This is a genomic window from Sphingomonas sp. AC449 (assembly GCF_979253475.1).
This window is the reverse complement of sequence record NZ_CEEDCZ010000018.1, coordinates 1-25577: the sequence shown is the minus strand read 5'-3', so window position 1 is coordinate 25577 and position 25577 is coordinate 1. Positions and strand designations below refer to the sequence as shown.

The window sequence follows — 25577 nt, the reverse complement described above, 5'->3', positions numbered from 1 at the left end:
TCTGTCGTGCGTCCTCCCCCTCCGACGCCTGCGGCGCCACCTCCCCCTGGCGGGGGAGGATATGAGACCGGAGCCACCGTCCCCCCGACCGCCCCAAGCTTGCGGCCCCGTCCCCCGCCGCCTAGGGCGCTGCGATGACCCGGCATTACGGCATGGACTGGCTGCGGATCGGCGCCTTCGCCCTGCTGATCCTTTACCATATCGCGATGGTCTTCGTGCCGTGGAACTTCCATGTGAAGTCGGCGCATGTCGAGGACTGGGTGCGGCTGCCGATGCTCGCCGCCAACGCGTGGCGGCTGACGTTGCTGTTCGTCGTCTCGGGCTATGCCAGCCGCGCGCTGCTCCGCCGATCGAGCGGCCCGGTCCGCTTCTTCGCGACGCGCTGCTACCGGCTGCTCGTGCCGCTCGCCTTCGGCATCCTCGTCATCGTCCCCCCGCAACCCTGGGTCGAACTCGTCACCCGGCACGGCTATGCGGGCAGCTACTGGACGTTCTGGACGCACGACGCGTTCCGCTTTGCCCCGCTCGACGGGCTCTGGCTGCCTGCGTGGAACCACCTCTGGTTCGTCGTCTATCTCTTTGTCTATACTGCGGTCCTGACGCTCGGCGTCGCGCTGGTCCGCGGGCCGCGAAGCCTGCGCAGCCACCAGAATGTCCGCAGCCGCGGCGCGCAACGGTTGTTCGACCGCGTCTTCGGCGGCTGGCTCGTGCTGCTGCTGCCGCTCGCCTGGCTCATCTTCGTCCATGGCTGGTGGCTGCGCATGGCGGGCGAGAGCCAGGCACTGTTCGGCGACTGGCTCGCGCACGTCACCTATTTCCCCGCCTTCCTGTTCGGCTTCGGCCTCGCGCGCTCCGAACCCGCGATCGCGGCGATCGCGCGGTTGTGGAAGATCGGCGGCGGGCTCGCGCTGCTCGGCTATGCGACGATCCTCGGGATCGAGCTCGGCTGGCCCGCGGGCGTCGCCACGCCGCGCTGGGTCTATACGCCCTACGGCATCGCGCATGCGCTCGAGCAATGGGGCGGAATCGTCGCGCTGATCGGGCTCGCCGAACGCCATCTCAACCGCGACCATCGCTGGCGGCCGATGCTGACCGAGGCGGTCTTCCCCTTCTACCTGATCCACCAGACGATCATCGTCCTCGTCATGTACGCGCTGCTCCCCGCCGGCCTTCCCGGCTGGGCGGAGTTCACGCTGCTGCTGGTCGCGACCGTCGCGGGCTGCTTCGCCTTCTACCGGATCGGCCGCAGCGTCGCGCCCTTGCGCCCGCTGATCGGGCTGCGTCTCCACCTTCGTCCCACCCCGCCAACCTTGTGAAAGCCCCCATGCCCCAACCCAACTGGACCCTCGTCATCCACGGCGGCGCGGGCAAGCTCGACCGCGAAATGCTCTCCGCCGAGCAGGATTCGGGCGCGCGCGCCGGCCTGTCGCGCGCGCTCGACGCCGGCTCGGCCGTGCTCGCAGGCGGCGGCACCGCGCTCGACGCGGTCGAGGCCGCGGTCCGCGTGCTCGAGGATGATCCGCACTTCAATTCGGGCCGCGGCGCGGTGTTCACGCATGACGGCGGGATCGAGCTCGACGCCGCGATCATGGACGGCCGTACGCGCGCCGCGGGCGCCGTCGCCGCCGCCACCGCGACTCGCAGCCCGGTCGGCCTCGCCCGCGCGATCCTCGACGACGGCCGCCACGTCTTCCTCGCAAGTACCGGCGCGGACGCGTTTTCGCGCGAGCACGGCCTCGAACAGGCGGAGCAGGACTGGTTCGCCACCGACGAACGCCGCCGCCAGTTCGCCGAGCTTCAGGCGAGCGGCGACATGTTCGACGTCGACATGAAATACGGCACCGTCGGCGCGGTCGCCTGCGACACGCACGGCCATGTCGCCGCCGCCACCTCGACCGGCGGTGTCACCGGCAAGCGCTGGGGCCGGATCGGCGATTCGCCCGTCATTGGTGCGGGCACCTTCGCCGACGATCGTGCCTGCGCGGTGTCGTGCACCGGCTCGGGCGAGTTCTTCCTGCGCGTCGGCGTCGGGCATGAAATCGCCGCGCGCGTCCGCCTGACCGGCGAACCGCTCCAGGCCGCGACCGAGGCGGTGCTTGCCGAGGTCCGCGCGCTCGGCGGCACCGGCGGCGCGATCGTCGTCGCCCCCGATGGCACCATGGCCTGGTCGTTCACCACGCCGGGCATGTACCGCGGCACCGCGTCCGCAAAGGGCGCGCGCAGCGTCGCCATCTACGCTAGTGAGACGGTATGATTCGCAAGTCCCTGACCACGCTCGGCATCCTCGCCGCGACCGCGCTGACCGCCGCCCCCGCCACCGCCTATTGGGAATATGGGCATGAGACGGTCGCGCAGATCGCCTATGCCAATGTCGCGCCGCGCACGAAGGTTGCGATCCGCCGCCTCCTCGCGCAGCAGGCGCTGCTCGACACCCCCGAATGCCCGGCCGGCACGATCGAGCAGGCAAGCGTCTGGGCGGACTGCGTCAAGCCGCTCAAGACCGCTGACGGCAAGTCGCGCTTTGGCTTCGCCTACAGCTGGCATTACCAGAATGTCGACGTCTGCGCGCCGTTCGACCTGACGCCTGCCTGCAAGGATGGCGACTGCGTCTCCGCGCAGATCGACCGCGACGTGAGACTGCTCCGCGACCGCAAGACGTCGCCGCACGACCGCGTCCAGGCGCTCGCCTTCCTCATCCACTTCGTCGGCGATCTCCACCAGCCGCTCCACGCGGGCGATCGCCACGACAAGGGCGGCAACGACGTGAAGACCGATTACGGCATCTACGCCCCCGCGCGGCTCAATCTCCACTCGGTCTGGGACGGCACGCTCGCCGAACGCGCAATCTCCGCGCCCCCCTCGCTCGTCCGCCGCTACCCCGCCGCCGAACGCGCGCGCATCGCGGCGGGCACCGTCGCCGACTGGAGCCGCGAAAGCTGGCAGGTCGCGCACGACGTCACCTATGCCTCGGCGCTGGGCGGCGACGCCTGCAGCCCCGTCCCGCCGCGCGTGAAACTTGACGAAGCGACGATCGCCCGCATCGCCCCCGTCTCACGCGAAGAAGTCCGCAAAGGCGGCCTCCGCCTCGCCAAACTCCTAGACAAGGCGCTGACCTAAAACCCCTCTCCCCTCGGGGGAGAGGGAGGGGCCCATGCGCCCTTGCGCATGGGAGGGTGAGGGGAATGAGGCTCGGGACATGGATCCCAACGCCCCCTCACCCTCCCGTCGCAAGCGCTCCTCCTTCCCTCTCCCCCAGGGGGAGAGGGAAAAGGGCCTCAGTTCAGCACGATCGTAACCGCCCGACGATTCTCCGCCCACGCCGCATCGTCCGACCCCTGCGCCACCGGCCGCTCCGACCCATAGCTGATCGTCGTCATCCGCGACGCCGACACACCGCGTGCGGCGAGGTAATTCTTCGCCGAATTGGCCCGCCGGTCGCCCAGAGCCAAGTTATACTCACGCGTGCCGCGCTCGTCGCAATGCCCCTCGATCGTGATCCGGACATTGGGGTTGCGCGCCAGCCACTCGGCCTGGCTGTCGAGGATCGCGCGCGCGGTCGGATCGATATCGTACATGTCGAGCGCGAAGTTGACCGTGTTGCTCTGCACCGAGCGGCGGAAATCGGCGTCCGACCCGGGCACGATCGCACCGTTCGCACCGCCATTGGGCAGGCCGCCGGTCGGATCGACCCCCGCCGACGAATCGACCGGTGCCGGCGGCAAGGTCGCGGGCCGCTTCTTGGCGCAACCGGCGACGGCGATCAGCGCGGTCGCGCACAGCAGCGTTGTCGTGAACTTGGCCATGTAATCTTCTCCCGTGATCGGAACATATTCGAACATAGATTGCAGAGTCGGTCTAGGGTCGCAGCGGACCCCAGGCCGGATCGGACCCGTCGAGCGGCGTCGGAATCTTGCGCTCGTTGACGCCCGTCAGGTCAACCGACCAGAGATCCGCCTTGCCCCCGCCACCGCGTCCGGAGCGGAAGAAGTTGATCACGCGGCCGTTCGGCGACCAGCTCGGCCCCTCGTCCTGCCAGTCGTTGGTCAGCAGCTTCTCGCCCCCGCCGCTCGGGCTCATGATCCCGATCCGGAACCCCCCGCCCAGCTTGGTGAACGCGATCAGGTCGCCGCGCGGGCTCCATACCGGCGTCGCATAGCGCCCGCCGCCAAAGCTGATCCGCTGCTGGTTCGATCCGTCGGCGTTCATGACATAGATCTGCTGCCCGCCCGACCGGTCGCTCTCGAACACGATCCTCGAGCCGTCCGGCGAATAGCTCCCGCCCGTGTCGATCCCCGGCGAATTGGTCAGCCGCTGCGGCGCGCCGCCCTGGCTCGACACGCGGTACACGTCGGTATTGCCGCCCTGTGCCATCGAGAACAGGATGTTGCGGCCATCGGGCGAGAAGCGCGGCGCAAAGGTCAGGCTCGCATTCTGCACGACGAGCCGCTGCCGCCCGGTGCCGATGTCGTAGACATAGATCGCCGGCCGGTTGTTTACATAGCTCATATACACGATCGACTGCTGGTTCGGCGCGAAGCGCGGCGTCAGCACGATCGACTGTCCGTTGGTCAGGAACCGGTGGTTCGCACCGTCCTGGTCCATGATCGCCAGCCGCTTGATGCGCCGGTTCTTCGGCCCCGTCTCAGACACATAGACGACGCGGCTGTCGAAATAGGCGCCCTCGCCGGTCAGTCGCGTATAGACCATGTCCGCGCATTTATGCCCCGCACGCCGCCAGTCGGACGGCGGCACGACGAACCCCTGCCGGGTCAGCTCGGCACGCGACGACACGTCGTACAGATAGCAGCCGACCGTCAGGTTCCCGTCGCCATTTGCGCGGATGAAGCCCTGCACCAGCGCCTGCGCACCCGTGCTGCCCCAGTAGTCGAACCCCGGCGCGGTGACCTCGGGAAAGCCGATCGGCCGCAGCTGCCCGGGCGCGAGCGGCGTGAACAGCCCCGAATTGCGCAGGTCGTTGGTGACGATATCGGCGAGCTGCCGCCCGAGCACGTCGGTCGATCCCGCCGGTGTCGACACCACCGCCGACGTCGGCATCACCGGCACCGCGATCGGCATCGGCGCGGAGATCCCGCCCGTCACGTCGACCACCAGCCCACCGGCCTGATCATCCGCCGCCGGCGCGCCCGCGGGCGCTGCCTGAGGTGCCGGCGCGTCCTGCGCACGGGCCGCACCGCCAGCAACGAGTGCCATCAGCCCGACCGAAGCAAGCACCGCCCTCACCCCAGACCCCACCCCGGCGAAGGCCGGGGCCCAGTTGGGGGACGCGGCTGCAAGCACGGTACGCGCCGTTACGAAAACCTCTCCACCTGGGCCCCGGCCTTCGCCGGGGAGGAGGCTGGAGATCATGGCGGGCCGGCGGGGGGACAGCGATCGGAACATAACGGACATCCTCATCCGGGAAGCTTGTAGCGCAGGCTGAATTTGCTCCAGCCATTCTGCACGTCATACAGGTCGTCGGGCAAACCGCGCAGCGGCGAACAACCGGTAAACGTCGCGATCGCCAGGTCGTCGACGCGCGCGACATAGCGGCGATTCTCGTCGTCGACACCGGCATGGTCGCTGATCGTCGGCCGCGCGGCAAGCGATCCGTCGCGATTGAGCCGCAGGTTGATCGTCACGCGGATCCGCTCCGCGCCCGGCCCCGGCGTCACCTGCCGGTTCGCGCAGGGCTGCACCTGGCGCAGGATCGCCGAGCCGATATTGGCCGCCGCCTGCGCGCCGAGCTTGGCTGCCTTGGGCGCCTCCGACTTGCTTGGCGACGGATCCGCCGACAGCCCTTTGAGGAAATTGTCGCCAAGCCGCGACCCGCGCGGCCGCGCCGCCTTGGCGTCCGCAGTCGACCCGCTGCCCTTGCTCGTCGACGGTTTCGCCGCAGCCGAGGACGACGACGAGGACGTGGATTTGGACGCCGATGCCTTCGACGGCGCCGCGCTCTTCGCAGGCGCGGGCTTGGCGGCAGGCTTCGCCGGCGCAGGTTTCGCCGGCGCGGGCTTGGCAGGCGCAGGCTTTGCAGGTGCGGGTTGCGGCTTGGCCACGGGTTTGGGCACCGGCGCCGGCTTTGCGACGGGCTTCGGCGGCGCGGGCTTGGGCTTGGCCACCGGTTTCGGCTCGGGCTTGGGGACGGGCTGCGGCTTGGGCGGCGCGGGTTTGGGCGGCGCCGGCTGCGGTGGCGGCGGCGCGGGATCGGGCTGCGGCGCGGGCTCCGCCTCGTCGGGCGCGGGCGGCGCGGCATCCTCGGGCGCGCCCTCGTCGGGTGCGACCGACTCGGCGGGCGTCTCGGCCGATTGCGGCGCGGTCGCCTCGAGCGCCACGTCGGGGACGAGGCTGATGTCGATCGGCTGCTGCTCGACCTTCGGCAGCTCGGGCGCGTCGAGAAATCCGACCGACAACAGGCCGAACAGCAGGACGTGCCCGGCGAGCGCGACGCCCAGCCCGATCTTTTCGGAACGATCCATCACGACAGGCCCGTCATCGGCATCAGTTCTGGTTGCCCTCGACCGTCACCAGCGCGACGCGGTTCAGCCCGGCGCGGTTCAGTTCGCCCATCACGCGCATCACGCGCCCGTAATCGAGCTGGCGATCCGCGCGCAGCAGCACCTGCGGCTCGTTGCCGACCGCGCGGCTCGCCGCAATCGCCGCCAGCCGCACGGGCAGCGCGTCCTCGCTCACCTGGTCGGTGTCGATGAACACCGCACCCGTCCCGTCCATCGAGATCTCGACCGGCTTCTGCTCCTGTTCCAGCGCCTTGGCGCGCGCATCGGGCAGGTTCACCGGCACGCCCGCGGTCATCAGCGGCGCGGTCACCATGAAGATGATCAGCAGCACGAGCATCACGTCGACGAGCGGCGTGACGTTGATGTCCGCCATCGGAGCACGACGACCGCGGCCGCGCGACGAGGGAAGGTTCATCGCCACCTCACGCGCCTCGCACGGGCAGCGGACACGTCCCGGCGCCGCTCATCGCGAGCCGTCCAGCTGGCGCGACAGCGTCGCGTGGAAGCCGTCGGCGAAGCGGTTCAGGCTCGCCTCGATCCGGTTGATACCGTGGCTGAAGCGGTTGTACGCGATCACCGCCGGAATGGCCGCGAACAGGCCGATCGCGGTCGCGAACAGCGCTTCCGCGATCCCCGGTGCGACCACCGCCAGCGACGTGTTCTGCGCCGCCGCGATGCTCGTGAAGCTGCGCATGATGCCCCAGACGGTGCCGAACAGCCCGACGAACGGCGCCACCGACCCGACCGTCGCGAGCACGTTCAACCGGTCCGACAGCCGGTCGATCTCGTGCGCGGTCGCTGCGCCCATCGTCGTCGCCAGCCGCTCGCGCGTGCCGCTCTTGTCGATCGTGCCGCCCGCGGTCGATCGCCGCCACTCGGTCACGCCCGCCGCGAAGACGCGCGCGGACGGCAGGTCGGTCTCGCTCTCGGCCCTGTAGAACACGTCGATGTCCTCGGCCTTCCAGAAGTCGCGCTCGAACCGCACCAGTCCCTTGCGCGTCTTGCCGATCCGCCGCCAGAACGCGACGATCAGCGCCCATGTCCAGATGCTGGCGAGCAACAGCCCGATCATCACGCCCTTCACCACCCAGTCGGCCTGGAGGAACAGGTGGATCGGCGACAGCGTCGCGCTATCCATAGTCAGAACCGGATTCATGCTTCCCCCTGCCAGACAAGGCGTTCGTAGATGTCAGTCCATGCGCGTGGCTGGCGACGCGGCCGGCCGTTGGGGGCGATCAATGCCGCCACCACGTCCGCCTCTGCCAAGACAACCCCGCCGCACATGACTCGTTGATGAATGGCCACGCTGGCCGCGCGGACCTGCGTGATCCGCGAGACGATCACCAGCGCGTCGTCGAGCCGCGCGGGCGCGGCATAGCGGATGTTGAGACTGGCGATCGCATAGGATCCCTCGCCCGCGTCGAACGCGGCGCGCTGGTCGATCCCGCCGACGCGCAGCATGTCCGACCGCGCGCGCTCCATGTAGCGCAGATAGTTGGCGTGATAGACGACGCCCGACAGGTCGGTGTCCTCGAAATACACGCGCAGCGCGAACCGGTGCTCGCGCCCCGCAAAGCGCCCTCCCGCCGGTTGATCCTGGTCTGCGTCCGCCATTCCCGCGGCTGTTAACCCAACCATCGCCGCGAAGAAAGCGCTCGCGCGACACGCCCGTCATTTGGCCGTCGGTCGGTCCGGGGAATCGCAGGCACGCCGCAGCGGCGATCGGGGCCGGACGTGGTCGCGCCCCGATCGGGGAATCACCTGGTTATTGAAAGACGCTGGGATCGAGCTGCAGCTGCGGACGCGGCGCAGGCGGCGCGACGGGCAATGGCGGCTGCGACACCGGCTTCAGCTGCGCCTGCAACCCGCTCGCGGGATAGGACACGGGCGTCGCGCGCGGGGCCGGCGTCATCCCGGCGGGCGCGACGGGGACCGCGCCGTTGCTCGCGAACACCACGCGCTGCGTCGCTAGCGGCTGCGTCGCGGTGCCGCGCCACGCGTCGAACGCGCGATAGAAATCGGTGAAAGGCTGCTCGAGCATCGGCAGCCGCGTCGCCGCAAAGCTCGCGAGCATCGGCCCCGGCACGCTCGCGCCCTCCGCGAGCACGCGCCCCGCCGCCTGGCAGAACGCATCGCGCGACGGCGACTGCGAGAAGAAATTGTACAGCCGCGTCATCGAATCGTCGTAGCGATCCTGCCAGTCGCCGCCGCCCGCGCGATATTCCGCCGAATAGGTCGCCTCGGCCTTCGCCAGCACGGGCTTCTGCGCGGCGAGCATCGCGTTATACCCCGCGACGATCACCGCCTCGTCCGCCCCCCGACACGCCAGCGCGGCGACGTTGAGCGCGGCGCGCAGATGCCAGATCTTCGCCGATTCGGTCAGGTTGCGGTTCGGCGTCGGATAGGTCCCGTCGGCGAGCACCGCAGGAATCTTCATCCCCGGAAACGCACCCTTGGGGAGCGGCGCTGCGACCGGCACCGGCGCGACCGGCGTCGGCGCGGGCGCTGCGACCTCGACGGGTTTCGACGCGCACCCGGCGAGCAGGGCTGCGGTCACGGCTACCATCGCAAACTGACGCTTCATCGACTCAAGTCCTCGCTGTCCCCCGACAGATTCAGAACTGCCCCGATAAGGTTAACACGGTATAAACCCCGCGCACGCCCGCAACCCGAATGCGACGAATGGCATGATCGCAGCGGGTTATTGCAATAAATATCGCCCTGACCGCGTACCGGCCGTCAGGCCGCGCGCGCCTCCAGCGCCGATGCCGCCTGTGCCATCAGCTCGGCGATGATGTCCGCGACCGGCTCTTCCTTCGTGACCATGCCGACCGACTGGCCCGCCATCACCGATCCATGCTCGACATCGCCGTCGACCACCGCGCGGCGCAGCGCACCCGCCCAGTAATGCTCGATCTGCAACTGCGCCTCGCCCATCGCGACGCGCCCCTCGTCGAGATGCCCGGCAACCTCGCGCTGCTTGGCCGAGAACAGCTCGCCCGCCGCATTCTTCAGCGCGCGCACCGGGATCACCGGCAGCCGCGCGTCGAGCTGGACGCTGGCGATCGCATCGCGCGCGGAGGCACGGATGAACGCCTTCTTGAAATTGGCATGCGCGATCGATTCGGTCCCGCAGACGAACCGCGTGCCGAGCTGAACGCCCGCAGCCCCCATGTCGAGATAGCCCGCAATCGCCTCGCCGCGACCGATCCCGCCCGCGACGAACACCGGCACCAGCTCGGCGATCTCGGGCAGCATCTCCTGCGCCAGCACGCTCGTCGACACCGGGCCGATATGCCCGCCGGCCTCCATCCCCTCGATCACCAGCGCATCGACGCCGCTGCGGATCAGCTTCTTGGCCAGCGCCAGCGTCGGCGCGAAACAGATGACCTTGGCGCCCCCCGCCTTGATCGCCTCGAGGCTGCCCTTGGGCGGCAATCCGCCCGCCAGCACGACATGGCCGACCTTGTGCCGCGTGCACACCGCGATCAGCTCGACCAGGTCGGGATGCATCGTGATCAGGTTCACGCCGAACGGCTTGTCGGTCATCGCCTGCGTCGCCGCGATCTCGGCATCGAGCAACGCGGGCGTCATCGCGCCGCACGCGATCACCCCGAACCCGCCCGCATTCGAGATCGCGGAGACGAGATTGCGCTCGCTCACCCACGACATCGCCCCGCCAAGGATCGCGACCTCGGACCCGAGGAATGCGGCGCCACGCGCCATGCGGCGTTGCAGCCGCTCAGTACCGATCGTCATGCATACATTCCCGTCGCGATTACAGTCGTCATCCCAGCAACCGCCGGGATCTCCCCGTGATAGCACGCGCGCTCGCTGCCACCACACCCGTCATCCCAGCGAAAGCTGGGATCTCCCCGTGATAGCGCCCGTCCTCGCCCCACGAGACCCCAGCTTTCGCTGGGGTGACGGCGCGGTCGTAACGGCGTTGGTAGCCACGACGTCACCGACGGCGCCCAGACTCAAGCCGCATCCTCGGCATCAAGCCCGTAAGCCGTGTGCAGCACACGCACCGCCAGCTCGGTATAATCCTCTTCGATCAGCACGCTGACCTTGATCTCCGACGTCGCGATCGCCTGGATGTTGATCCCGCGTTCGCCGAGCGTCGTGAACATCGTCGAGGCGACGCCCGCATGGCTGCGCATCCCCACGCCGACCACCGAGACCTTGGCGACGCGCGTGTCGTGGACCAGGCTCGCGAAACCGATCGCGTCCTTCGCCCTGTCGAGCACATCGAGCGTCCGCGCCAGATCCGCCGAGGGCACGGTGAACGTCACGTCGGTCGACCCGGTCGAATGCGCGACGTTCTGGACGATCATGTCGACGTTGATCCCCGAATCGGCGAGCGGCGCGAAGATCGCCGCGACCGATCCCGGGCGATCGCTGACCTGAGTCAGCGTGATCTTCGCCTCGTTCTTGTCATGCGCGATGCCGGTGATGAGCTGGCGTTCCATATCGTCGATTTCCTCTTCGCCCACGATCAGCGTGCCGCGGTGTCCGTCACTGGTATCGCCATCCTCGAACGAGGACAGCACGCGCACGCGCACATTCTCTTTCATCGCCAGGCCGACAGACCGCGTCTGCAACACCTTGGCGCCGACGCTGGCGAGTTCCAGCATCTCCTCATACGTCACCTTGCCGAGTTTCCGGGCCCGCGGCACGATCCTCGGATCGGTCGTGTAGACGCCGTCGACATCGGTATAGATGTCGCAGCGATCGGCCTTCATCGCCGCCGCCATCGCGACCGCCGACGTGTCCGATCCGCCGCGCCCCAGCGTGGTGACGCGCTGGCCTTCCGCCACGCCCTGGAACCCCGGGATCACCGCGACGACACCGTCCGCCAGGCTCGCATCGAGCGCGACCGTGTCGATCTCGCCGATCCGTGCCGAGCCATGCGCGTCGGACGTGTTGATCGGCAGCTGCCACCCCAGCCATGACCGCGCCTTGCATCCCGCGGCCTGGAGCGCGATCGCGAGCAGCCCGCTCGTGATCTGCTCGCCCGCCGAGACGACGACGTCATATTCCTTCGCATCGTACAGTGACGACGCCTCGCGGCAGAAGCCGACCAGCCGGTCGGTCTCGCCCGCCATCGCGGAGACGACGACCGCGACCTCGTTGCCCGCGTCGACCTCGCGCTTCACGCGCGCCGCGACGTTGCGGATACGTTCGATCCCGGCCATCGACGTCCCGCCGAATTTCATCACGATACGGGCCATGGGCAGCGTAAATCCCTTTGGGTCGAAGCGGCGGCCCTGATAGGTAGCGCGCATGATACTGGCAAGTGACCGCAACGTAAGCGCAACAATCGATCCGAAGGAAGCCGCGCATTTCGGCACGATGGCGGCCGACTGGTGGAACCCGAAGGGCTCGTCCGCACCGCTCCACCAGCTCAATCCGCCCCGCCTGCGCTATATCCGCGACCAGGTCGACGCGCACTGGCACGGCGACGGCGCGGGCTTCACCCCGCTCGCCGGCCGGACCGCGCTCGACGTCGGCTGCGGCGCGGGGCTGCTCTGCGAACCGCTCGCGCGGCTCGGCGCCAGCGTCACCGGGATCGACGCCGCGCCCGAGAACATCGCCGCGGCGGAGATCCATGCGGCACAGAGCGGGCTCGCGATCGACTATCGCGCAGGCGGCGTCGAGGGGCTCGACGGCCGGTTCGATCTCGTCACCAGCCTCGAGGTGATCGAGCATGTCAGCGACCCGGCAGGCTTTGTCCGCGGCCTCGCGCGCGTGCTGGCAGAGGGCGGCCTACTGATCCTGTCGACTCCCAACCGCACGCCGCTGTCGCGGCTCGCGATGATCACGATCGCCGAGGGCACCGGCCGCATACCGCGCGGCACGCACGACTGGAACAAGTTCCTCACCCCCGACGAACTGACCGCATTGCTGCGCGACGCCGGCCTGCGCGTCATCGACACGCGCGGGCTCGGCTTCTCGCCGGCGACCGGGTTCACGCTCAGCGATTCAACCAGCCTCGACTATTTCCTGACCGCGGTAAAAGCCTGAGCCCGCTCTCCCCCACACCACCCCGGCGAAGGCCGGGGCCCAATTGGGGGACGGTCATGACAGGGTTCCGCGTTCTGTTACATCGGCCTTCCCAATTGGGCCCCGGCCTCCGCCGGGGTGGTGTCACATGACCGAATTCGCCACCCCCCACCCCCGTTCACCCGCGAAGGCGGGTGCCCAGACTGGACACCCGCCTTCGCGGGTGAACATCCTGTGGCTCGCAGCGCTGGCGATCCTCTACGTCACGCTCGCGCTCCTCCGCCCCGTCGACCATGACGAGAGCCAGTATGTCGCCGCGACCGTCCTCACCGCGCACGGGCTGCTGCCCTACCGCGACTTCGCCTATCTCCAGACCCCGCTCCAGCCCGTCCTCTTCGCGCCGATCGCACTGTTCGCCGGCACGCTGACCTGGCCCGCGCTCCGCCTCACCAACGCGCTGCTCGGTCTCGCGGCGGTCGCCTTCGTCCACGCCGCCGCGCGCCGCGCCGGCGCGAGCCCGGCCATCGCCCGCACCTGCGCCGCGTTGTTCGCGACCACCGACATCCTGCTCTTCAGCATCGGCACCGCGCGCAACGACGCGCTCCCCGCCGCGTGCCTCGCCGCCGCGCTCTGGCTGATCGCGCGGACCGAACACGGCCGGCGCACCGCGCTCGCGATCGGCCTCCTGCTCGCCGCCGCGACCGCCGCGAAGATCTCCTACGCCTTCCCCGCCGCCGCCTACGGCCTCTACGCGCTCGCTCATCCGCGCCACCGCCCCTGGCTCGTCGCGCTCGGCGCGCTCCCGGTCGCCGCGTTCGTCGCCTCGACCGTCACGCTTTCGCCCGAGGGCTTCCTGTTCGGCACCGTCCATTTCCCCGCAGCGGCACCCGCCGAATTCTACGCCGACCGCCCCTGGAAACTCTCGCTCGCCGCCAAGCTCGTCGACACGCTCAAGTTCCTGGCGCTTGGCGCAGCGCTACCCGCCACGGTGCTGGTCGTGCGCGCCGCGATCCACCGCCGGCGTGCAGCGCCGTTCGATCTGCTCGCGTTCGCCGGGCTCGTCGCCGCGCTGCTGCCCGTGCCGACGTGGCGCCAGTATCTCCTGCCGATGCTCCCGCCGCTGTTCGTCGCGCTCGCCCTCCTCTGGCAGGCCGCCCCCCCGCCACGCGGCTGGCGGATCGCACTGGGGATGTTCGCGCTGCTCGGCCTGACCCCGACGATCGCAGCGTTGCTCGAGCCCGGCCGCCTGTCGCTCGCCAGCGCGCTCCGCGAAGCCGCGATCCTCAGGGCGACGCTCGACGCACACCGCATCACCGGTCCGATCGTCACACTGTCGCCCGAAATCCTGCCCGCGACCGGCCGCCTCCCCGACGCGCGCTTCGCCGCCGGCCCCTTTTATTTCCGCAGCCGCACGCTGCTCGACGCCGCTGCCGAGCGCCGCCTCCACGTCATCGGCCGCGACAGGATGCACTTCGCCCCCGGCACCCCAATCCTGACCGGCGCGGAAAACGCCGCGACCGCAGGCGACCCCGCGCTCGACGCCGCGCTCGCTGCCGCAGGCGGCCGGGCCATTCCCGTCCCCGGCACGCGCTTCCGCCTCTATCTCACGCCGCCAGCTGCCGCTTCGCCGCCAGCAGCCCCGCATAATAGTCGACCAGTTCCACCGCATGCTCGCGGTCGGACCGGACATGCGCCGCCGCCACCACCGCCGCGCGCCTGAGCATCGCCCGGTCGCACGCATAGAGCCGCGCGATCGCCTCCGCCGCCGACACCGCATCGCGCGCCGCATACAGCGCACTCGCGCGAGCGTCGGCGACCTCCGCGCAGCCCCCCGTATCGGGCACGATCAGCGGCAGGCCCGACGCCATCGCCTCCGACGCGACCAGCCCGAACGGCTCGGCCTCCGACCCGTGGATCAACGCGTCGCAGCTCGCCATGATCCGCGCCAGCCGCTCGCGGTCATAGACCGGCGCGAACATCCGCATGTGCGGCGATCCACCGATCCGCCGCGCGATCGTCGCGCTCTGGCTGCCCGTGCCGAGCAGGATCAGCCCGATCGGCAGCGTGGTCCCCGCGCGCGCGACCGCGTCGACGACCAGCGGCCAGCGCTTCTCGCCGTGATGCCGCCCCAGCCCCAGCAACAGCATCCCCTCGTCGGGCAGTCCGCATTGCCGGAGCAGCCGTCGCCGCAGATCCTCGTCGCGCAGCTCGGGCGAGAAATGCCCGCGCTCGATCCCCAGCGGCATCGCCGCATCGATCCGCACCCCGCGCGCGCGCAACCGTTTCTCGAGCGCCGGCCCGTTGGTGACGACCGTGTCGAACTTCGCGAGAAACCGCCCCATATAGCGGCTGTACCAGGCAAAGCCCTGTTCGATCCGCTCATGGCTCGCCAGGCCTGCGAACCAGCGCTGCGCATAGGCGGCGATATTGTCGTTGTGCATGAAGAACGCCTTCAGCACGTCCCGCCCCCCCGGCGGCTGCCAGTCCCCCACGAACCAGGCGGGCCGCCACGGCGAACAGCATTCGACGACGTCGGGATCGAGCGCGTCGAGCACGCGGTGGATCGCCGCGCGGTCCCAGAACAGCCCGTAATTGCGGTCGAACGGCATGCCCGGCGACTTGAGATAGATCACGCGCCCGCCGCCCGGCCGCTCTTCGACCCGGTCCTCGCGCCCCGGCGCCACGACGATCAGCTCGTGGCCCAGATCGGCGAGGATCCCCATCTTGCGATCGACATAGGTGCGAACCCCGCCACCCGTCGGTGAGTAGAATTCGTTGACGTCGACGATCCGCATTTCAGCCGCCCCACATCGTCAATCGCCCGGGATCGGCGCGAACCCGCCGAGCCCGCGCAGATATTGCGCACGGATCGCGACATGCGTCACGCCCGTGCCGACCTCGACCAGCGCCTGCTCGACCTTCGGCCGCGATCGGCCGAGCCGGTCGCCCTTGGCGAACCCTGCGCCATCCGACCAGAAGCTGAACTTGTTCTTGCCGTCGCGGTCGTGCGTGAACAGCAGCGCATAGCGCCCCGGCCGCGGGACCGCGATGCACAGCACCGTCGGGCCGCTCGCGGGTGCCGCGACGCTGACGCGCCGGAACGTCTTGCCCGCGGCGATCAGGTCGCGGTCGTCATCGAGGAAATCGGCCTCGGTCGGCGGATAGAGCTCGAGCTTCAGATTGCCCTTTCGATCCTTCAACCCGGTGATCGTCGCCTCGATCGCCGATCCGCCGCCGCGCTGGCACGCCGCCGCATCGCTGCCGAGCGCTTGTGCGCCCCCCGCAACCGGGATCATCGCCCCGAGCACGCCTCCCGCCAGCCCCACGACCGTCACCGCCGCCATCCTGAACCGCCTCATCCGCGCGCCCTCGTCGCCACCGCATGCGCGCTGAATAGGATGATCAGCACGACATGCACCAGCAGCGTCAGCGCCGCGGTGAACGCGATCAGCTCGGACAGCGCCTGGTCCTGCCCGATCAGCAGGATCGCGAAATTGGCGAACAGCAGGTCCTTGTTCGGCACCAGCGGCAACCGCGACACGAGCAGCCGCCCCGCCGCGAGGAACAGCCACATCGCGATCGTCACGTCCGGCATCGCGAAATGCCACGCGAGCGCGATCAGCAGCGACCCGCACATCAGCCGGATACAGTGGATCATGAACACCCACCACAAGGTCGCGCGCGGCAGCGAGAAGACGCGCCGCGAGAAGATCAGGAACGGCAACGAGATCGCGAAGGTGATCCCTGCGGACCCCAGCACCGTCCGGAACATCTCGGGCGGCAACAGCTCGCGGCTCAGCGGCAGCGCGATCGCCACCATCGCCAGCGTGATGCCGTTGCCCGCGATCGCCGACAGGATCGTGACGTCCTTCACCGCGCCGAACGGCGACGCCACCATCTGCGCCTTCGCCCGCGCCCAGGCATAGAAATACGCGTCACCCGAATAGCCGAACACCACCTCGTTCGCGATCCGCTTCTTGATCAGCGCGACCAGCCCCGCGACGGGGATCCCCCAGAGCCGGCGGAAGATGACATAGTCCCCGGTCGGCGGCGACATGTAGAGCAGCGCGAAGCACAGATAGAATCGCGGATCGGACGGGACCGATCGCGACAGTCCGGCCAGTCCGTTCCCGAACAGTTCGCGCGCCAGCCCGCCGATCATCGCGAGTGTCAGCACCGCGCCGATGATCGCGGGCCAGCGGCTGCGAAACGTCTTGAGCGGCTCGAGCCCGGCGATGTCCCCCCGCTCGGACTCCGCACCGAGGATCATCTGGCCGCCGCCCCCGGAGGGAAAGCCCGTCATACGCGTACGCATCGATCGATCCTCGACTTGACCCGCGCACCCGGCACACCCGGGCAGCCCACGCGGCGCCAATAGCCGCCCCGTCAGGCCGTTGCACGTGAAGATCGCGTCACCCGCCGCACCCCGCCGTCATCCTGCCGAAAGTCGCTCGCGGGCGCACGGCAGCATCGCCCCGCAAGCCCTTGATCACGCCCGCGGACGCGGCAGGCGATCGCCGACCCCACGCGCTCTCGCCATTTCCCCCCGATCACGCCATCACGCGCCGATGGCAACCGCGCACCACATCCTGACCTATGCCGAGACGCTGTCGGGCGGCGGCGTCGAACGCGCGCAATTGCGGCTCGCGCGCGGCTGGATCGCGCTCGGGCGTCGCGTCACGCTCGTCATCGGCGATCCGACCGGCCCGCTCGCGGCCGAGATCCCGCCCGGGCTCGAGGTGATCACCGGCGCGGCGCGTGCGCTTCCGACGATCATCCGCACCCTCGCGCCCGACATCGTCTTCTGTCCGGGCAATCACTATACGGGGATCGCGGCGTGGATCCGCATCGCGTTGCGCGGCGCCTGCCCGCCGATCGTCGCCAAGATGTCCAACGCGCCCGATCGCGGCGATCACGGCGCCCTCCTGCGTGCCGCGCACCGGTTCTGGCTTGCGCGTCACGACCGGTTTCTCGATCACCTCGTCGCGATGACCCCCGCGACCGCCGCGGAGGCGGCCGCCGCGACGCGCATGCACGGCCGCGTCAGCGTCATCCCCAACCCGCCGGCCCCGTCCGGTCCGGCCGCACCGGATCTGCCGTTACCGCCCCGCTTCATCCTTGGCGTCGGTCGGCTCGAACCACAGAAGCGCTGGGACCGCCTGATCGCCGCGCTGGACCGGATCGCCGACCGCGACACCGCGCTCGTCATCCTCGGCGAAGGCACGCTCCGCCCTGCGCTCGAAGCACAGGTCCGCTCGCTCGGCCTCGACGGACGCGTCCTTCTCCCCGGCCATGTCGCCGACCCGCTGTCGGTCATGCACCGCGCACGCGTGGTGGCGCTGACGTCCACGTTCGAAGGCGTGCCGGGTGTGCTGCGCGAGGCGCTGTCGGTGGGCACGCCCGTCGTCGCGACCGACTCGAGCCGGGCGATCCCCGAGATCGTCGACACCGCGGCGCGCGGCACGATCGTCCCGCGCGACGATCCCGATGCGCTCGTCGCCGCGCTCGATGCGTGGCTCGCGCCGGACGCGCCGCGTCCGCTTGCCGTGCCGCAACCCGGCGCCACCGCGGCGGCGCGTTATCTCGCGCTCTTCGATTCGCTCGTCATGTCGCCCCAGCGGCCCCTGCCGCGTCCTCTTTAGCGTCCGCTGCCGCCTTCTCGTCCTCGCGATCCGACCGACGCTCCAGCGCGGTCTTGAGCATCGCGGTCATCGGATCGGCCAGCGCCAGCCCGAGGATCCCGAACAGCGCGCTGGCGAGGATCTGCGCACCCAGCGTCAGCGCAGGCGGCAGGTCGACGGTCCGCTTGGCGACCATCGGCACGATCACGTACCCGTCGATCGTCTGCACGACCAGATAGGTGCCGATCGCCCAATAGCCGGTGTCGACGCCCGCGCTGAACCCGACCGCGACCATCAGCACGCCCGTCACGATCGCACCGATATTGGGAATGAACGCGAGGATGCCCGCGATGATGCCGAGCAGCATCGCCATCGGCACGCCCCCGATCGCGAGCGCGATGCCCGTCGCGATGCCCTCGACCGCCATGCCGAGCAACCGCCCGGCGAGCAGCCGCCGCATCGTGTCGCCCATCTTGACCATCGTCCGCGCGAACTCGTCGCGCAGGTCGATCGGCACCATCCATTGCAGCCCGCGCGAATAGGTCCCAGGATCCATCGCGATGAACAGGCCGAGCACGAGGATCATGAACAGGCTGGTCAGCGCGCCGATCGCGGTGCCCACCCATGAGGTCACGCGCCCGACCGATCCCAGCGCCTCCTTGACGATCCCGTTGACGTCGGACGCGCCCGGCATCAGCCCCTGCGTCGCGAGAAAGCTCGTGAAACGGGTCGCCTGCTGCTCGAGCGTCGAGCGCAGTTGCGTCGCCTGCTCGGTGACCTGCACCCCGGTCAGATAGAAGGTCCCGATCAGGAACGCGGCGACGCAGACGACGACGATCAGCAGCCGCCAGCCGCGCCCGATCGGCAGCACCCGCCCGAGCAGCCGCACGCCGCCGTCGAGCAGCGACGCGAACACGATGGCCGCGAAGATCAGCAGCAGCGGCTGGACGAGCACGATCGCCAGCGCGATCAGGCAGGCGAGCCCCAGCCAGATCGACGCGCGCTTGGTCTCCTTGCGTACGAACGGATCGCGCATCTCGACAGGGCTGGCCTCGTCGACGCGCGTCGTCACGCCAGCATCCTCGGCCATCTCAGTTGGCAGCGGCTGGGTGCAGCGACGTGCCCGCGCGGTCCGATCGCAACGATCCCCACCAGGTCAGCGGGTTGAGCGTCGCATCGCCATCGAGGCTGAAGGTGATGAATTCGGCACGACCACCGAGATTCTCGTACGGCACCGGCCCGCCCAGCCCGAGCTGCGTCAGCGCGAACCGGCTGTCCGCCGACCGGTCGCGGTTGTCGCCCATGAGGAAGACATGGTCCGCGGGGATCGTGATCGGGCCGTAATCGTCGCCGGGGCTCCACCCCAGCTCGATCGTGTCGTAGCGCCGGCCGTTGGGCAGCGTCTCGGTCACCGTCGGCAGGCGACAGATCATCGCGCCGTTCGCGCGCTTCTCGAGCGCGCCCGGATACTCGTCCTCGCTGCACGGGCTGTTGGTGTCGACCGGGATCAGCGTGTCGTGCATCGGCCCGCGCTTCACGGGCACGCCGTTCAGGATGACCGCGCCGCCGCGCACCTCGAGCCGGTCGCCCGGCAGGCCGATCACGCGCTTGATGTAATCATTGTGCGTCCCCGGCGGCGTCACGATCACGACGTCACCGCGCGTCGGCAGCGATCCGAACAGCCGCCCCTTGATGAACGGCATCTGCACGCTCCAGCTCTCCTCGGGCTGGCGGAGCACCACGCTCTTGAAGATGGCGAGCGGGTCGGGGATCGTCGGCGACACGAACGACCAGCCATAGGCGAACTTGGTCACGACCAGCCGGTCGCCGATCCGAAGCCCCGGCAGCATCGACTCGCTCGGGATATAGAATGGCTTGGCGATGAAGCTGTGAAAGCCCAGCACGACCAGGATCAGCCAGAAGATCCCCTTGACCTCGCCCCACCAGTCGGTGCCGCGCCGCTGCGGCGCCGCCGGGCCCACGGGCGGAGGAACGTCGCTGTTCGACGGCGTGGCGGGTGCCACCCCGACCTGCTTTTCGAGCGACTCATTGCCGTCCAACGCCGCTTCCTTCATCGATTCATATCCGCGGATAACAGGGGTATCGCTTCGATCACCACGAAAGCCTGCGCCCAGGGATGATCGTCCGTCATGGTCAGGTGCACGCGCGCGGCGTGGCCTTCGGGGGTCAACGCGTCAAGCCTCGCCTTGGCCCCGCCCGTCAGCGCGAGCGTCGGCGCACCGCTCGCGGCGTTGACGACGCCGATGTCCTTCATGAAGACGCCCGCGCGGAACCCGGTACCCACCGCCTTGGAGAACGCCTCCTTGGCGGCAAACCGCTTGGCGAGCGTCCCCGCCTTGGTGAACGGCCGCCGCGCCGCCTTGGCCAGTTCCACCTCGGTAAACACGCGCTGCTCGAACCGGTCGCCGAACCGCGCGACCGACGCCGCGATCCGCTCGATATTGCACAGGTCCGACCCGAGCCCGATGATCATCGCAACGCCCGGAGTCGGAAGACGGAAGTTTCGGTTCGTGCGGAGGCGCGGAGACGCGGAGAGTATGAAGGCCGCAAGTGCGGCAAGATGGAAGGGCACACGGGCCGGTGCCCGATACCCCTCTTCTGCTCCGCGCCTCCGCGCCTCCGCGTGAACAAACCTTCTCGACTACCGCGCCGCATCCATCGCCTCGCGCATCGTCCGAACCGCCTCGCCCAGCCCGACGAACAGCGCCTCGCCCACGAGGAAATGCCCGATGTTAAGCTCGCGCACCTGCCGGATCGCCGCGATCGGCGCGACATTGTCAAAGGTCAGCCCGTGCCCGGCATGCACCTCGATGCCGTTCTTCGCCGCGAGCGCCGCCGCGTCCATCAGCCGCCGCAATTCCGCGGCGCGCGCCTCGCCCGCGACCTCGGCATATAACCCCGTGTGCAGCTCGATCACCGGCACGCCCAGCCGGACCGCGGCCTCGATCTGCCGCGCATCGGGCTCGATGAACAGCGACACCCGGATCCCCGCGCCGCCCAGCGTGTCGACGAGCCGCGCCATCCGGTCATAATGCCCCGCGACGTCGAGCCCGCCCTCGGTGGTCAGTTCCTCGCGTTTCTCTGGCACGATGCACGCGGCATGCGGCCGGTGCCGCAGGGCGATGCTCAGCATCTCGTCGGTCGCCGCCATTTCCAGGTTCAGCGGGATCGACAGTTCGGCCGACAGCCGGGCGATATCGTCGTCGGTGATATGGCGCCGGTCCTCGCGCAGATGCGCGGTGATCCCGTCCGCGCCCGCCTGCGCCGCGACCAGCGCCGCACGCACCGGATCGGGATACCCCGCACCGCGCGCGTTCCGGACGGTCGCGACGTGGTCGATATTGACGCCGAGGCGCAGGTCGCGGCTCATGCGGCGGCCCTGCTGCCCGGCTTGATCGCGGGGATCGCCGCCAGTTCGGGCGGCAGCGCGTCGGCGGCATAGGTCGGCACGTCGAGCCGGATCAGCGGGAAGAACGGCACGCCCAGGTCGGCCGCGCCGCTCGACCGGTCGACCAGCGCCGCCGCGGCGACGGTCACGCCGCCGGCCCGGCCGATCGCCGCGATCGCCTCCCTCGACGACAGCCCGGTCGTGACCACGTCCTCCATCATCAGCACGCGCTGTCCGGGCGAAAGCCGGAAGCCGCGGCGAAGCTCGAACACGCCGTCGGGCCGTTCGAGGAACATCGCCTCCACCCCCAATGCGCGCGCCATCTCGTGCCCGCAGATGACGCCGCCCATCGCGGGCGACACCACCGCGCTGATCGATGCGCGCAGATCGTCGGGTATCCGGGCGACCAGCGCCTCGGCGAGCCGCGCGCCACGCCGCGGATCCATCAGCACGCGCGCACATTGCAGATAGCGCGAACTCCTCAGCCCCGAGGACAGGATGAAATGCCCCTCGAGCAACGCCTCGGCGGCGCGGAATTCGGCGAGCACATCGTCTTCGGTCATCGCAGGTCGTCGCTCCAAACTATCCTGCGCTGATACGAGCGGAGCAGGGCCCACGCAACGGCCCCGCGCGGCCGCGCACGCGTCATCGTGACGAAAGTCGGCGCGCCAGAGCCATGCGCACCGCCCTGAATACGGCGTTCGTGGCCTGCCTAACGCCCCGGTCTGCAACGACAAATCACACAAACCCCGCACCTGCCGACGCACTGGGCTTGAGGCATTTGGTTCCGCGGCCTATAGCCAATGGTCAAAATGATAAGCAGACATCCGCGCGTCCGTGGTACGGGTTCGCAGTAAACCGGGGTCAAGAAAAACGATGCGCATACTGGGGATGAGAGGATTGGCGATGGCAGCAGGGCTCGCAATGGCGAGTCTTGGTGGTGTCGCAGGGTACGCCGCACCGGCGCCGCAGGCGGCTGCGGCCGATGCCGCACCGGCGGGCGCTGCCCAGGCCACGCCTGACGCGGCGGCCCCGGCACCGCAGGCCGCAGCAGGCCCCGCGGGCGTGTCGAACACCGCCCCGACCACCGCTGCCGCGACACCGACCGCCGATCCGGCAAGTCCCGCGCTCGCGGTCGACGGCGCCTATGGGCTGACCGCGACGCCTGGCGTCGGCCAGCCGACCCCGGGGGTCGTCGGGCTCCAGCCGCAGGTCACCAAGAACGGTGTGTTCGCGCACTGGATGCACAATGCGATCCTGATGCCGACGATCACCGCGGTCTCGCTGCTGGTGCTCGCTTTGCTGTTCTGGGTGGTGTTCCGCTATCGCCGCGCCGCCAACCCGGTGCCGTCGAAGACCAGCCACAACACCGTGATCGAGATCATCTGGACGCTCGCGCCGGTCATCATCTTCGTGCTGATCGCGGTGCCGTCGATCGGGCTGCTCTCCGCGCAGTTCAAGCCCGCGCCCGCGGGTGCGGTGACGATCAAGGCGATCGGCAACCAGTGGTACTGGACCTACCAGTATCCGGATAACGGCGGCTTCGAAGTCACCGCGAACATGCTCAAGGAAGCCAAGGACGTCGGCGCGGGTGAACGCGCGCGCACCGATGCCGACGGCCCCCGCCTGCTCGCGACCGACAACCGCATCGTGCTGCCGGTCGGCGTGCCGATCCGCCTGATCACGACCGCGAACGACGTCATCCACAGCTGGGCGGTCCCCGCCTTCTGGATCAAGCTCGACGCGATCCCGGGTCGCCTGAACGAGACCAGCTTCACGATCGACAAGCCGGGCCTGTATTTCGGCCAGTGCTCCGAGCTGTGCGGCGCACGCCACGCGTTCATGCCGATCGCGGTCGAGGCGGTCTCGCCTGCACAGTTCGCGGCGTGGGTCCGCGCCAAGGGCGGCACGATGCCCGCCCCGGGCAAGGCCTCCGACAAGGTCATCCCGCAGCCCGGCGCCGACGGCTCCGCGGCGAAGGTCGAGGAGGCGGAGGATACCGCCAACGCCACCGGCCCCGTCGAGAACGTGACGACCCCCGCCAACGCAACCGCCCCTGCCACGACGCAGGGCGCCACCTCCAATCCGGCCGGCGCCGGTAACGCGGGACAGTAAGATGACCGACACCGCTCTCAACCCGTCGGCATTCGTTGCCCATGATGCGCACGAGCATCACCACGATGCCGATCACAAGCCCGGTTTCTTCGCGCGTTGGTTCATGTCGACCAACCACAAGGACATCGGCACGCTCTACCTGATCTTCGCGATCGTCGCGGGGATCATCGGCGGCTCGGTCTCGGGCCTCATGCGCGCCGAGCTCGCCGAGCCCGGCATCCAGTATCTGCAGGGCTGGGCGGGCATGCTCCACGGCGGCAGCGCCAGCCTCGACGAATCGCTCCACCTCTGGAACGTGCTCATCACCGCGCACGGCCTGATCATGGTGTTCTTCATGGTCATGCCGGCGATGGTCGGCGGGTTCGGCAACTGGTTCGTGCCGATCATGATCGGCGCGCCCGACATGGCGTTCCCGCGCATGAACAACGTGTCGTTCTGGCTGCTGATCCCCGCCTTCACGCTGCTGCTCGCCTCGCCGTTCTTCGGTGGTGCCGGCAATGGCTGGACGCTCTACGCCCCGCTCTCGACCTATGGCGAGCCCGGGCCGTCGACCGACATGGCGATCCTCGCGCTCCATCTCGCGGGTGCGTCGTCGATCCTCGGCGCGATCAACTTCATCACGACGATCTTCAACATGCGCGCGCCGGGCATGACGCTGCACAAGATGCCGCTGTTCGTGTGGTCGATGCTCGTCACCGCGTTCCTGCTGCTGCTCGCGCTGCCGGTGCTCGCGGCCGCGATCACGATGCTGCTGACCGATCGCAACTTCGGCACCACCTTCTTCGATCCCGCAGGCGGCGGCGATCCCGTCCTCTACCAGCATCTGTTCTGGTTCTTCGGCCATCCCGAAGTCTACATCATGATCCTGCCGGGCTTCGGCATCGTCAGCCAGATCATCTCGACGTTCAGCCGCAAGCCCGTCTTCGGCTATCTCGGCATGGCCTATGCCATGGTCGCGATCGGCGTCGTGGGCTTCGTGGTGTGGGCGCACCACATGTTCACCACCGGCCTCAGCGTGAACACCAAGATGTACTTCACCGCGGCGACGATGGTTATCGCGGTCCCGACCGGCATCAAGATCTTCTCGTGGATCGCGACGATGTGGGGCGGGTCGATGACCTTCAAGACGCCGATGGTGTGGTCGATCGGGTTCATCTTCATGTTCACCGTCGGCGGCGTGACCGGCGTCGTGCTCGCCAATGGCGGCATCGACGATTACATGCAGGACACCTATTACGTGGTGGCGCATTTCCACTATGTGCTCAGCCTCGGCGCAGTGTTCTCGCTGTTCGCGGGCTTCTACTACTGGTTCCCGAAAATGTCGGGCAAGATGTACAACGAGTTCCTCGGCCAGCTGCACTTCTGGGTGTTCTTCATCGGCGTGAACGTCATGTTCTTCCCGATGCACTTCCTCGGGCTCCAGGGCATGCCGCGCCGCTATCCGGACTATCCCGACGCCTACGCGCACTGGAACTATGTCGCGACGGTGGGCTACATGATCATGGCCGCGGGCATGGCGATCTTCTTCGTCAACCTGATCTGGTCGCTGATCGCGGGCAAGAAGGCGGCGGACAATCCGTGGGGCGAAGGCGCCACGACGCTCGAATGGACGATCTCGTCGCCCCCGCCCTATCACCAGTTCGAGACGCTCCCGAAGATCGACTGAGGGCGGATCAGGGCATAAAGCCCCCGCCCGGCCGGCGCGGCAACGCCGCGTCCGACGACACGGGACTTGCTCCCGTGTCGGGGCCAGCCAGAACAAAGAACGCCTCGGGGAAACCCGGGGCGTTTTTCATATCCAGCCCCCCGCCCGTCATCCTGACGAAAGTCAGGACCCAGAGCCCGGCACGCCAACGCCCGCCCAAAATCGTCCCACCCCGGCACGCCCGAAAATCCCCCGCTAGCCAAACC

25 protein-coding genes are annotated in these 25577 nt (G+C 69.2%); 8 read left to right on the top strand and 17 right to left on the bottom strand.

Annotated features, from left to right (window positions below; all coding sequences use genetic code 11):
- Positions 1–134 precede the first annotated feature (134 nt).
- From AC0CH3_RS17340 to AC0CH3_RS17330, 3 genes are read left to right on the top strand one after another with little or no spacing between them, the layout of a single operon-like run.
- Complete coding sequence (locus AC0CH3_RS17340) at positions 135–1316, top strand: acyltransferase family protein (protein WP_354301191.1); 1182 nt, start codon at positions 135–137, stop codon at positions 1314–1316.
- An 8-nt stretch (positions 1317–1324) separates the two neighbouring features.
- Positions 1325–2254: an isoaspartyl peptidase/L-asparaginase family protein gene (locus tag AC0CH3_RS17335; protein ID WP_354301189.1), complete on the top strand. Its 930-nt coding sequence runs from the start codon at positions 1325–1327 to the stop codon at positions 2252–2254.
- Positions 2251–3117, top strand: coding sequence for a S1/P1 nuclease (locus tag AC0CH3_RS17330; RefSeq protein ID WP_354301187.1), 867 nt, complete (start codon positions 2251–2253; stop codon positions 3115–3117). The genes AC0CH3_RS17335 and AC0CH3_RS17330 overlap by 4 nt, the downstream gene beginning before the upstream one ends.
- 158 nt (positions 3118–3275) lie before the next feature.
- On the opposite strand, the gene pal is transcribed toward AC0CH3_RS17330, so the two are convergent.
- The 9 genes from pal to AC0CH3_RS17285 form a co-directional block, all read right to left on the bottom strand.
- The gene (gene pal, locus AC0CH3_RS17325) at positions 3276–3803 is read right to left on the bottom strand and encodes a peptidoglycan-associated lipoprotein Pal (protein ID WP_056017500.1); all 528 of its coding nucleotides are present in this window, start codon (positions 3801–3803) and stop codon (positions 3276–3278) included.
- A 52-nt stretch (positions 3804–3855) separates the two neighbouring features.
- Complete coding sequence (tolB, locus tag AC0CH3_RS17320; RefSeq protein WP_354301308.1) at positions 3856–5211, bottom strand: Tol-Pal system beta propeller repeat protein TolB; 1356 nt, start codon at positions 5209–5211, stop codon at positions 3856–3858.
- A gap of 200 nt (positions 5212–5411) precedes the next feature.
- The gene (locus AC0CH3_RS17315; protein WP_354301185.1) at positions 5412–6476 is read right to left on the bottom strand and encodes a cell envelope biogenesis protein TolA; all 1065 of its coding nucleotides are present in this window, start codon (positions 6474–6476) and stop codon (positions 5412–5414) included.
- Between the two features lie 22 nt (positions 6477–6498).
- A complete protein-coding gene (gene tolR / locus AC0CH3_RS17310; RefSeq protein WP_056017509.1) occupies positions 6499–6936 on the bottom strand; it encodes a protein TolR in 438 nt (145 codons plus the stop codon).
- A gap of 42 nt (positions 6937–6978) precedes the next feature.
- Complete coding sequence (gene tolQ, locus AC0CH3_RS17305; RefSeq protein WP_354301183.1) at positions 6979–7671, bottom strand: protein TolQ; 693 nt, start codon at positions 7669–7671, stop codon at positions 6979–6981.
- On the bottom strand, positions 7668–8129 hold the full coding sequence (locus AC0CH3_RS17300; RefSeq protein ID WP_333995338.1) for a YbgC/FadM family acyl-CoA thioesterase: 462 nt from the start codon (positions 8127–8129) through the stop codon (positions 7668–7670). Before AC0CH3_RS17300 ends, tolQ begins: the two co-directional genes overlap by 4 nt.
- 151 nt (positions 8130–8280) lie before the next feature.
- The gene (locus AC0CH3_RS17295) at positions 8281–9099 is read right to left on the bottom strand and encodes a hypothetical protein (protein ID WP_354301180.1); all 819 of its coding nucleotides are present in this window, start codon (positions 9097–9099) and stop codon (positions 8281–8283) included.
- Between the two features lie 155 nt (positions 9100–9254).
- Positions 9255–10274: an NAD(P)H-dependent flavin oxidoreductase gene (locus AC0CH3_RS17290; protein ID WP_235532241.1), complete on the bottom strand. Its 1020-nt coding sequence runs from the start codon at positions 10272–10274 to the stop codon at positions 9255–9257.
- Positions 10275–10495: 221 nt separating this feature from the next.
- Entirely contained in the window at positions 10496–11749 is a 1254-nt protein-coding gene (locus AC0CH3_RS17285; protein ID WP_354301178.1) for an aspartate kinase, read from the bottom strand.
- Between the two features lie 52 nt (positions 11750–11801).
- Between AC0CH3_RS17285 and ubiG the strand changes: the two genes are divergently transcribed.
- Both ubiG and AC0CH3_RS17275 read left to right on the top strand, forming a co-directional pair.
- A complete protein-coding gene (ubiG, locus tag AC0CH3_RS17280) occupies positions 11802–12542 on the top strand; it encodes a bifunctional 2-polyprenyl-6-hydroxyphenol methylase/3-demethylubiquinol 3-O-methyltransferase UbiG (protein ID WP_082445791.1) in 741 nt (246 codons plus the stop codon).
- Positions 12543–12744: 202 nt separating this feature from the next.
- Positions 12745–14241, top strand: a complete 1497-nt coding sequence (locus tag AC0CH3_RS17275) for a DUF2029 domain-containing protein (RefSeq protein ID WP_465238103.1) — start codon at positions 12745–12747, stop codon at positions 14239–14241.
- On the opposite strand, the gene AC0CH3_RS17270 is transcribed toward AC0CH3_RS17275, so the two are convergent.
- From AC0CH3_RS17270 to AC0CH3_RS17260, 3 genes are read right to left on the bottom strand one after another with little or no spacing between them, the layout of a single operon-like run.
- Entirely contained in the window at positions 14126–15316 is a 1191-nt protein-coding gene (locus tag AC0CH3_RS17270) for a glycosyltransferase (RefSeq protein WP_354301174.1), read from the bottom strand. The genes AC0CH3_RS17275 and AC0CH3_RS17270 overlap by 116 nt on opposite strands.
- An 18-nt stretch (positions 15317–15334) precedes the next feature.
- Positions 15335–15880 carry a DUF2141 domain-containing protein gene (locus AC0CH3_RS17265; protein ID WP_457325065.1) on the bottom strand — a complete coding sequence of 182 codons (546 nt, stop codon included), beginning with the start codon at positions 15878–15880 and terminating at the stop codon, positions 15335–15337.
- Positions 15877–16791 (bottom strand): hypothetical protein, encoded by a 915-nt coding sequence (locus tag AC0CH3_RS17260; protein WP_056019022.1) that lies wholly within the window; start codon positions 16789–16791, stop codon positions 15877–15879. Before AC0CH3_RS17260 ends, AC0CH3_RS17265 begins: the two co-directional genes overlap by 4 nt.
- Before the next feature lie 298 nt (positions 16792–17089).
- On the opposite strand from AC0CH3_RS17260, the gene AC0CH3_RS17255 reads away from it, so the two are divergent.
- Complete coding sequence (locus AC0CH3_RS17255; RefSeq protein WP_465238102.1) at positions 17090–18163, top strand: glycosyltransferase; 1074 nt, start codon at positions 17090–17092, stop codon at positions 18161–18163.
- Here AC0CH3_RS17255 and AC0CH3_RS17250 read toward each other — a convergent pair.
- The 5 genes from AC0CH3_RS17250 to pyrE all read right to left on the bottom strand — a co-directional run bounded on the left by AC0CH3_RS17250 (position 18126) and on the right by pyrE (position 22114).
- The gene (locus tag AC0CH3_RS17250; RefSeq protein ID WP_354301170.1) at positions 18126–19232 is read right to left on the bottom strand and encodes an AI-2E family transporter; all 1107 of its coding nucleotides are present in this window, start codon (positions 19230–19232) and stop codon (positions 18126–18128) included. The genes AC0CH3_RS17255 and AC0CH3_RS17250 overlap by 38 nt on opposite strands.
- A gap of 1 nt (position 19233) precedes the next feature.
- Positions 19234–20217, bottom strand: coding sequence for a signal peptidase I (gene lepB, locus AC0CH3_RS17245; RefSeq protein WP_082445792.1), 984 nt, complete (start codon positions 20215–20217; stop codon positions 19234–19236).
- Positions 20214–20636 carry a holo-ACP synthase gene (gene acpS / locus AC0CH3_RS17240; protein ID WP_354301167.1) on the bottom strand — a complete coding sequence of 141 codons (423 nt, stop codon included), beginning with the start codon at positions 20634–20636 and terminating at the stop codon, positions 20214–20216. Before acpS ends, lepB begins: the two co-directional genes overlap by 4 nt.
- Positions 20637–20804: 168 nt before the next feature.
- Entirely contained in the window at positions 20805–21533 is a 729-nt protein-coding gene (locus tag AC0CH3_RS17235; protein ID WP_056017535.1) for a pyridoxine 5'-phosphate synthase, read from the bottom strand.
- On the bottom strand, positions 21530–22114 hold the full coding sequence (pyrE, locus tag AC0CH3_RS17230) for an orotate phosphoribosyltransferase (RefSeq protein ID WP_354301165.1): 585 nt from the start codon (positions 22112–22114) through the stop codon (positions 21530–21532). Before pyrE ends, AC0CH3_RS17235 begins: the two co-directional genes overlap by 4 nt.
- Before the next feature lie 343 nt (positions 22115–22457).
- On the opposite strand from pyrE, the gene coxB reads away from it, so the two are divergent.
- Both coxB and ctaD read left to right on the top strand, forming a co-directional pair.
- Entirely contained in the window at positions 22458–23666 is a 1209-nt protein-coding gene (coxB, locus tag AC0CH3_RS17225; protein WP_465238101.1) for a cytochrome c oxidase subunit II, read from the top strand.
- Between the two features lies 1 nt (position 23667).
- The gene (gene ctaD, locus AC0CH3_RS17220; RefSeq protein WP_056017547.1) at positions 23668–25332 is read left to right on the top strand and encodes a cytochrome c oxidase subunit I; all 1665 of its coding nucleotides are present in this window, start codon (positions 23668–23670) and stop codon (positions 25330–25332) included.
- The last annotated feature ends 245 nt before the right edge of the window (positions 25333–25577 follow it).

Excerpts from the sequence above, each read along its gene's own strand:
- AC0CH3_RS17340 (WP_354301191.1), top strand. The coding sequence starts at position 135 with ATGACCCGGCATTACGGCATGGACTGGCTGCGGATCGGCGCCTTCGCC.
- AC0CH3_RS17335 (WP_354301189.1), top strand. The coding sequence starts at position 1,325 with ATGCCCCAACCCAACTGGACCCTCGTCATCCACGGCGGCGCGGGCAAG.
- AC0CH3_RS17330 (WP_354301187.1), top strand. The coding sequence starts at position 2,251 with ATGATTCGCAAGTCCCTGACCACGCTCGGCATCCTCGCCGCGACCGCG.
- pal (WP_056017500.1), bottom strand. The coding sequence starts at position 3,803 with ATGGCCAAGTTCACGACAACGCTGCTGTGCGCGACCGCGCTGATCGCC.
- tolB (WP_354301308.1), bottom strand. The coding sequence starts at position 5,211 with ATGGCACTCGTTGCTGGCGGTGCGGCCCGTGCGCAGGACGCGCCGGCA.
- AC0CH3_RS17315 (WP_354301185.1), bottom strand. The coding sequence starts at position 6,476 with ATGGATCGTTCCGAAAAGATCGGGCTGGGCGTCGCGCTCGCCGGGCAC.
- tolQ (WP_354301183.1), bottom strand. The coding sequence starts at position 7,671 with ATGAATCCGGTTCTGACTATGGATAGCGCGACGCTGTCGCCGATCCAC.
- AC0CH3_RS17300 (WP_333995338.1), bottom strand. The coding sequence starts at position 8,129 with ATGGCGGACGCAGACCAGGATCAACCGGCGGGAGGGCGCTTTGCGGGG.
- AC0CH3_RS17295 (WP_354301180.1), bottom strand. The coding sequence starts at position 9,099 with ATGAAGCGTCAGTTTGCGATGGTAGCCGTGACCGCAGCCCTGCTCGCC.
- AC0CH3_RS17290 (WP_235532241.1), bottom strand. The coding sequence starts at position 10,274 with ATGACGATCGGTACTGAGCGGCTGCAACGCCGCATGGCGCGTGGCGCC.
- AC0CH3_RS17285 (WP_354301178.1), bottom strand. The coding sequence starts at position 11,749 with ATGGCCCGTATCGTGATGAAATTCGGCGGGACGTCGATGGCCGGGATC.
- ubiG (WP_082445791.1), top strand. The coding sequence starts at position 11,802 with ATGATACTGGCAAGTGACCGCAACGTAAGCGCAACAATCGATCCGAAG.
- AC0CH3_RS17270 (WP_354301174.1), bottom strand. The coding sequence starts at position 15,316 with ATGCGGATCGTCGACGTCAACGAATTCTACTCACCGACGGGTGGCGGG.
- AC0CH3_RS17265 (WP_457325065.1), bottom strand. The coding sequence starts at position 15,880 with ATGAGGCGGTTCAGGATGGCGGCGGTGACGGTCGTGGGGCTGGCGGGA.
- AC0CH3_RS17260 (WP_056019022.1), bottom strand. The coding sequence starts at position 16,791 with ATGATCCTCGGTGCGGAGTCCGAGCGGGGGGACATCGCCGGGCTCGAG.
- AC0CH3_RS17255 (WP_465238102.1), top strand. The coding sequence starts at position 17,090 with ATGGCAACCGCGCACCACATCCTGACCTATGCCGAGACGCTGTCGGGC.
- AC0CH3_RS17250 (WP_354301170.1), bottom strand. The coding sequence starts at position 19,232 with ATGGCCGAGGATGCTGGCGTGACGACGCGCGTCGACGAGGCCAGCCCT.
- lepB (WP_082445792.1), bottom strand. The coding sequence starts at position 20,217 with ATGAAGGAAGCGGCGTTGGACGGCAATGAGTCGCTCGAAAAGCAGGTC.
- acpS (WP_354301167.1), bottom strand. The coding sequence starts at position 20,636 with ATGATCATCGGGCTCGGGTCGGACCTGTGCAATATCGAGCGGATCGCG.
- AC0CH3_RS17235 (WP_056017535.1), bottom strand. The coding sequence starts at position 21,533 with ATGAGCCGCGACCTGCGCCTCGGCGTCAATATCGACCACGTCGCGACC.
- pyrE (WP_354301165.1), bottom strand. The coding sequence starts at position 22,114 with ATGACCGAAGACGATGTGCTCGCCGAATTCCGCGCCGCCGAGGCGTTG.
- coxB (WP_465238101.1), top strand. The coding sequence starts at position 22,458 with ATGGCAGCAGGGCTCGCAATGGCGAGTCTTGGTGGTGTCGCAGGGTAC.
- ctaD (WP_056017547.1), top strand. The coding sequence starts at position 23,668 with ATGACCGACACCGCTCTCAACCCGTCGGCATTCGTTGCCCATGATGCG.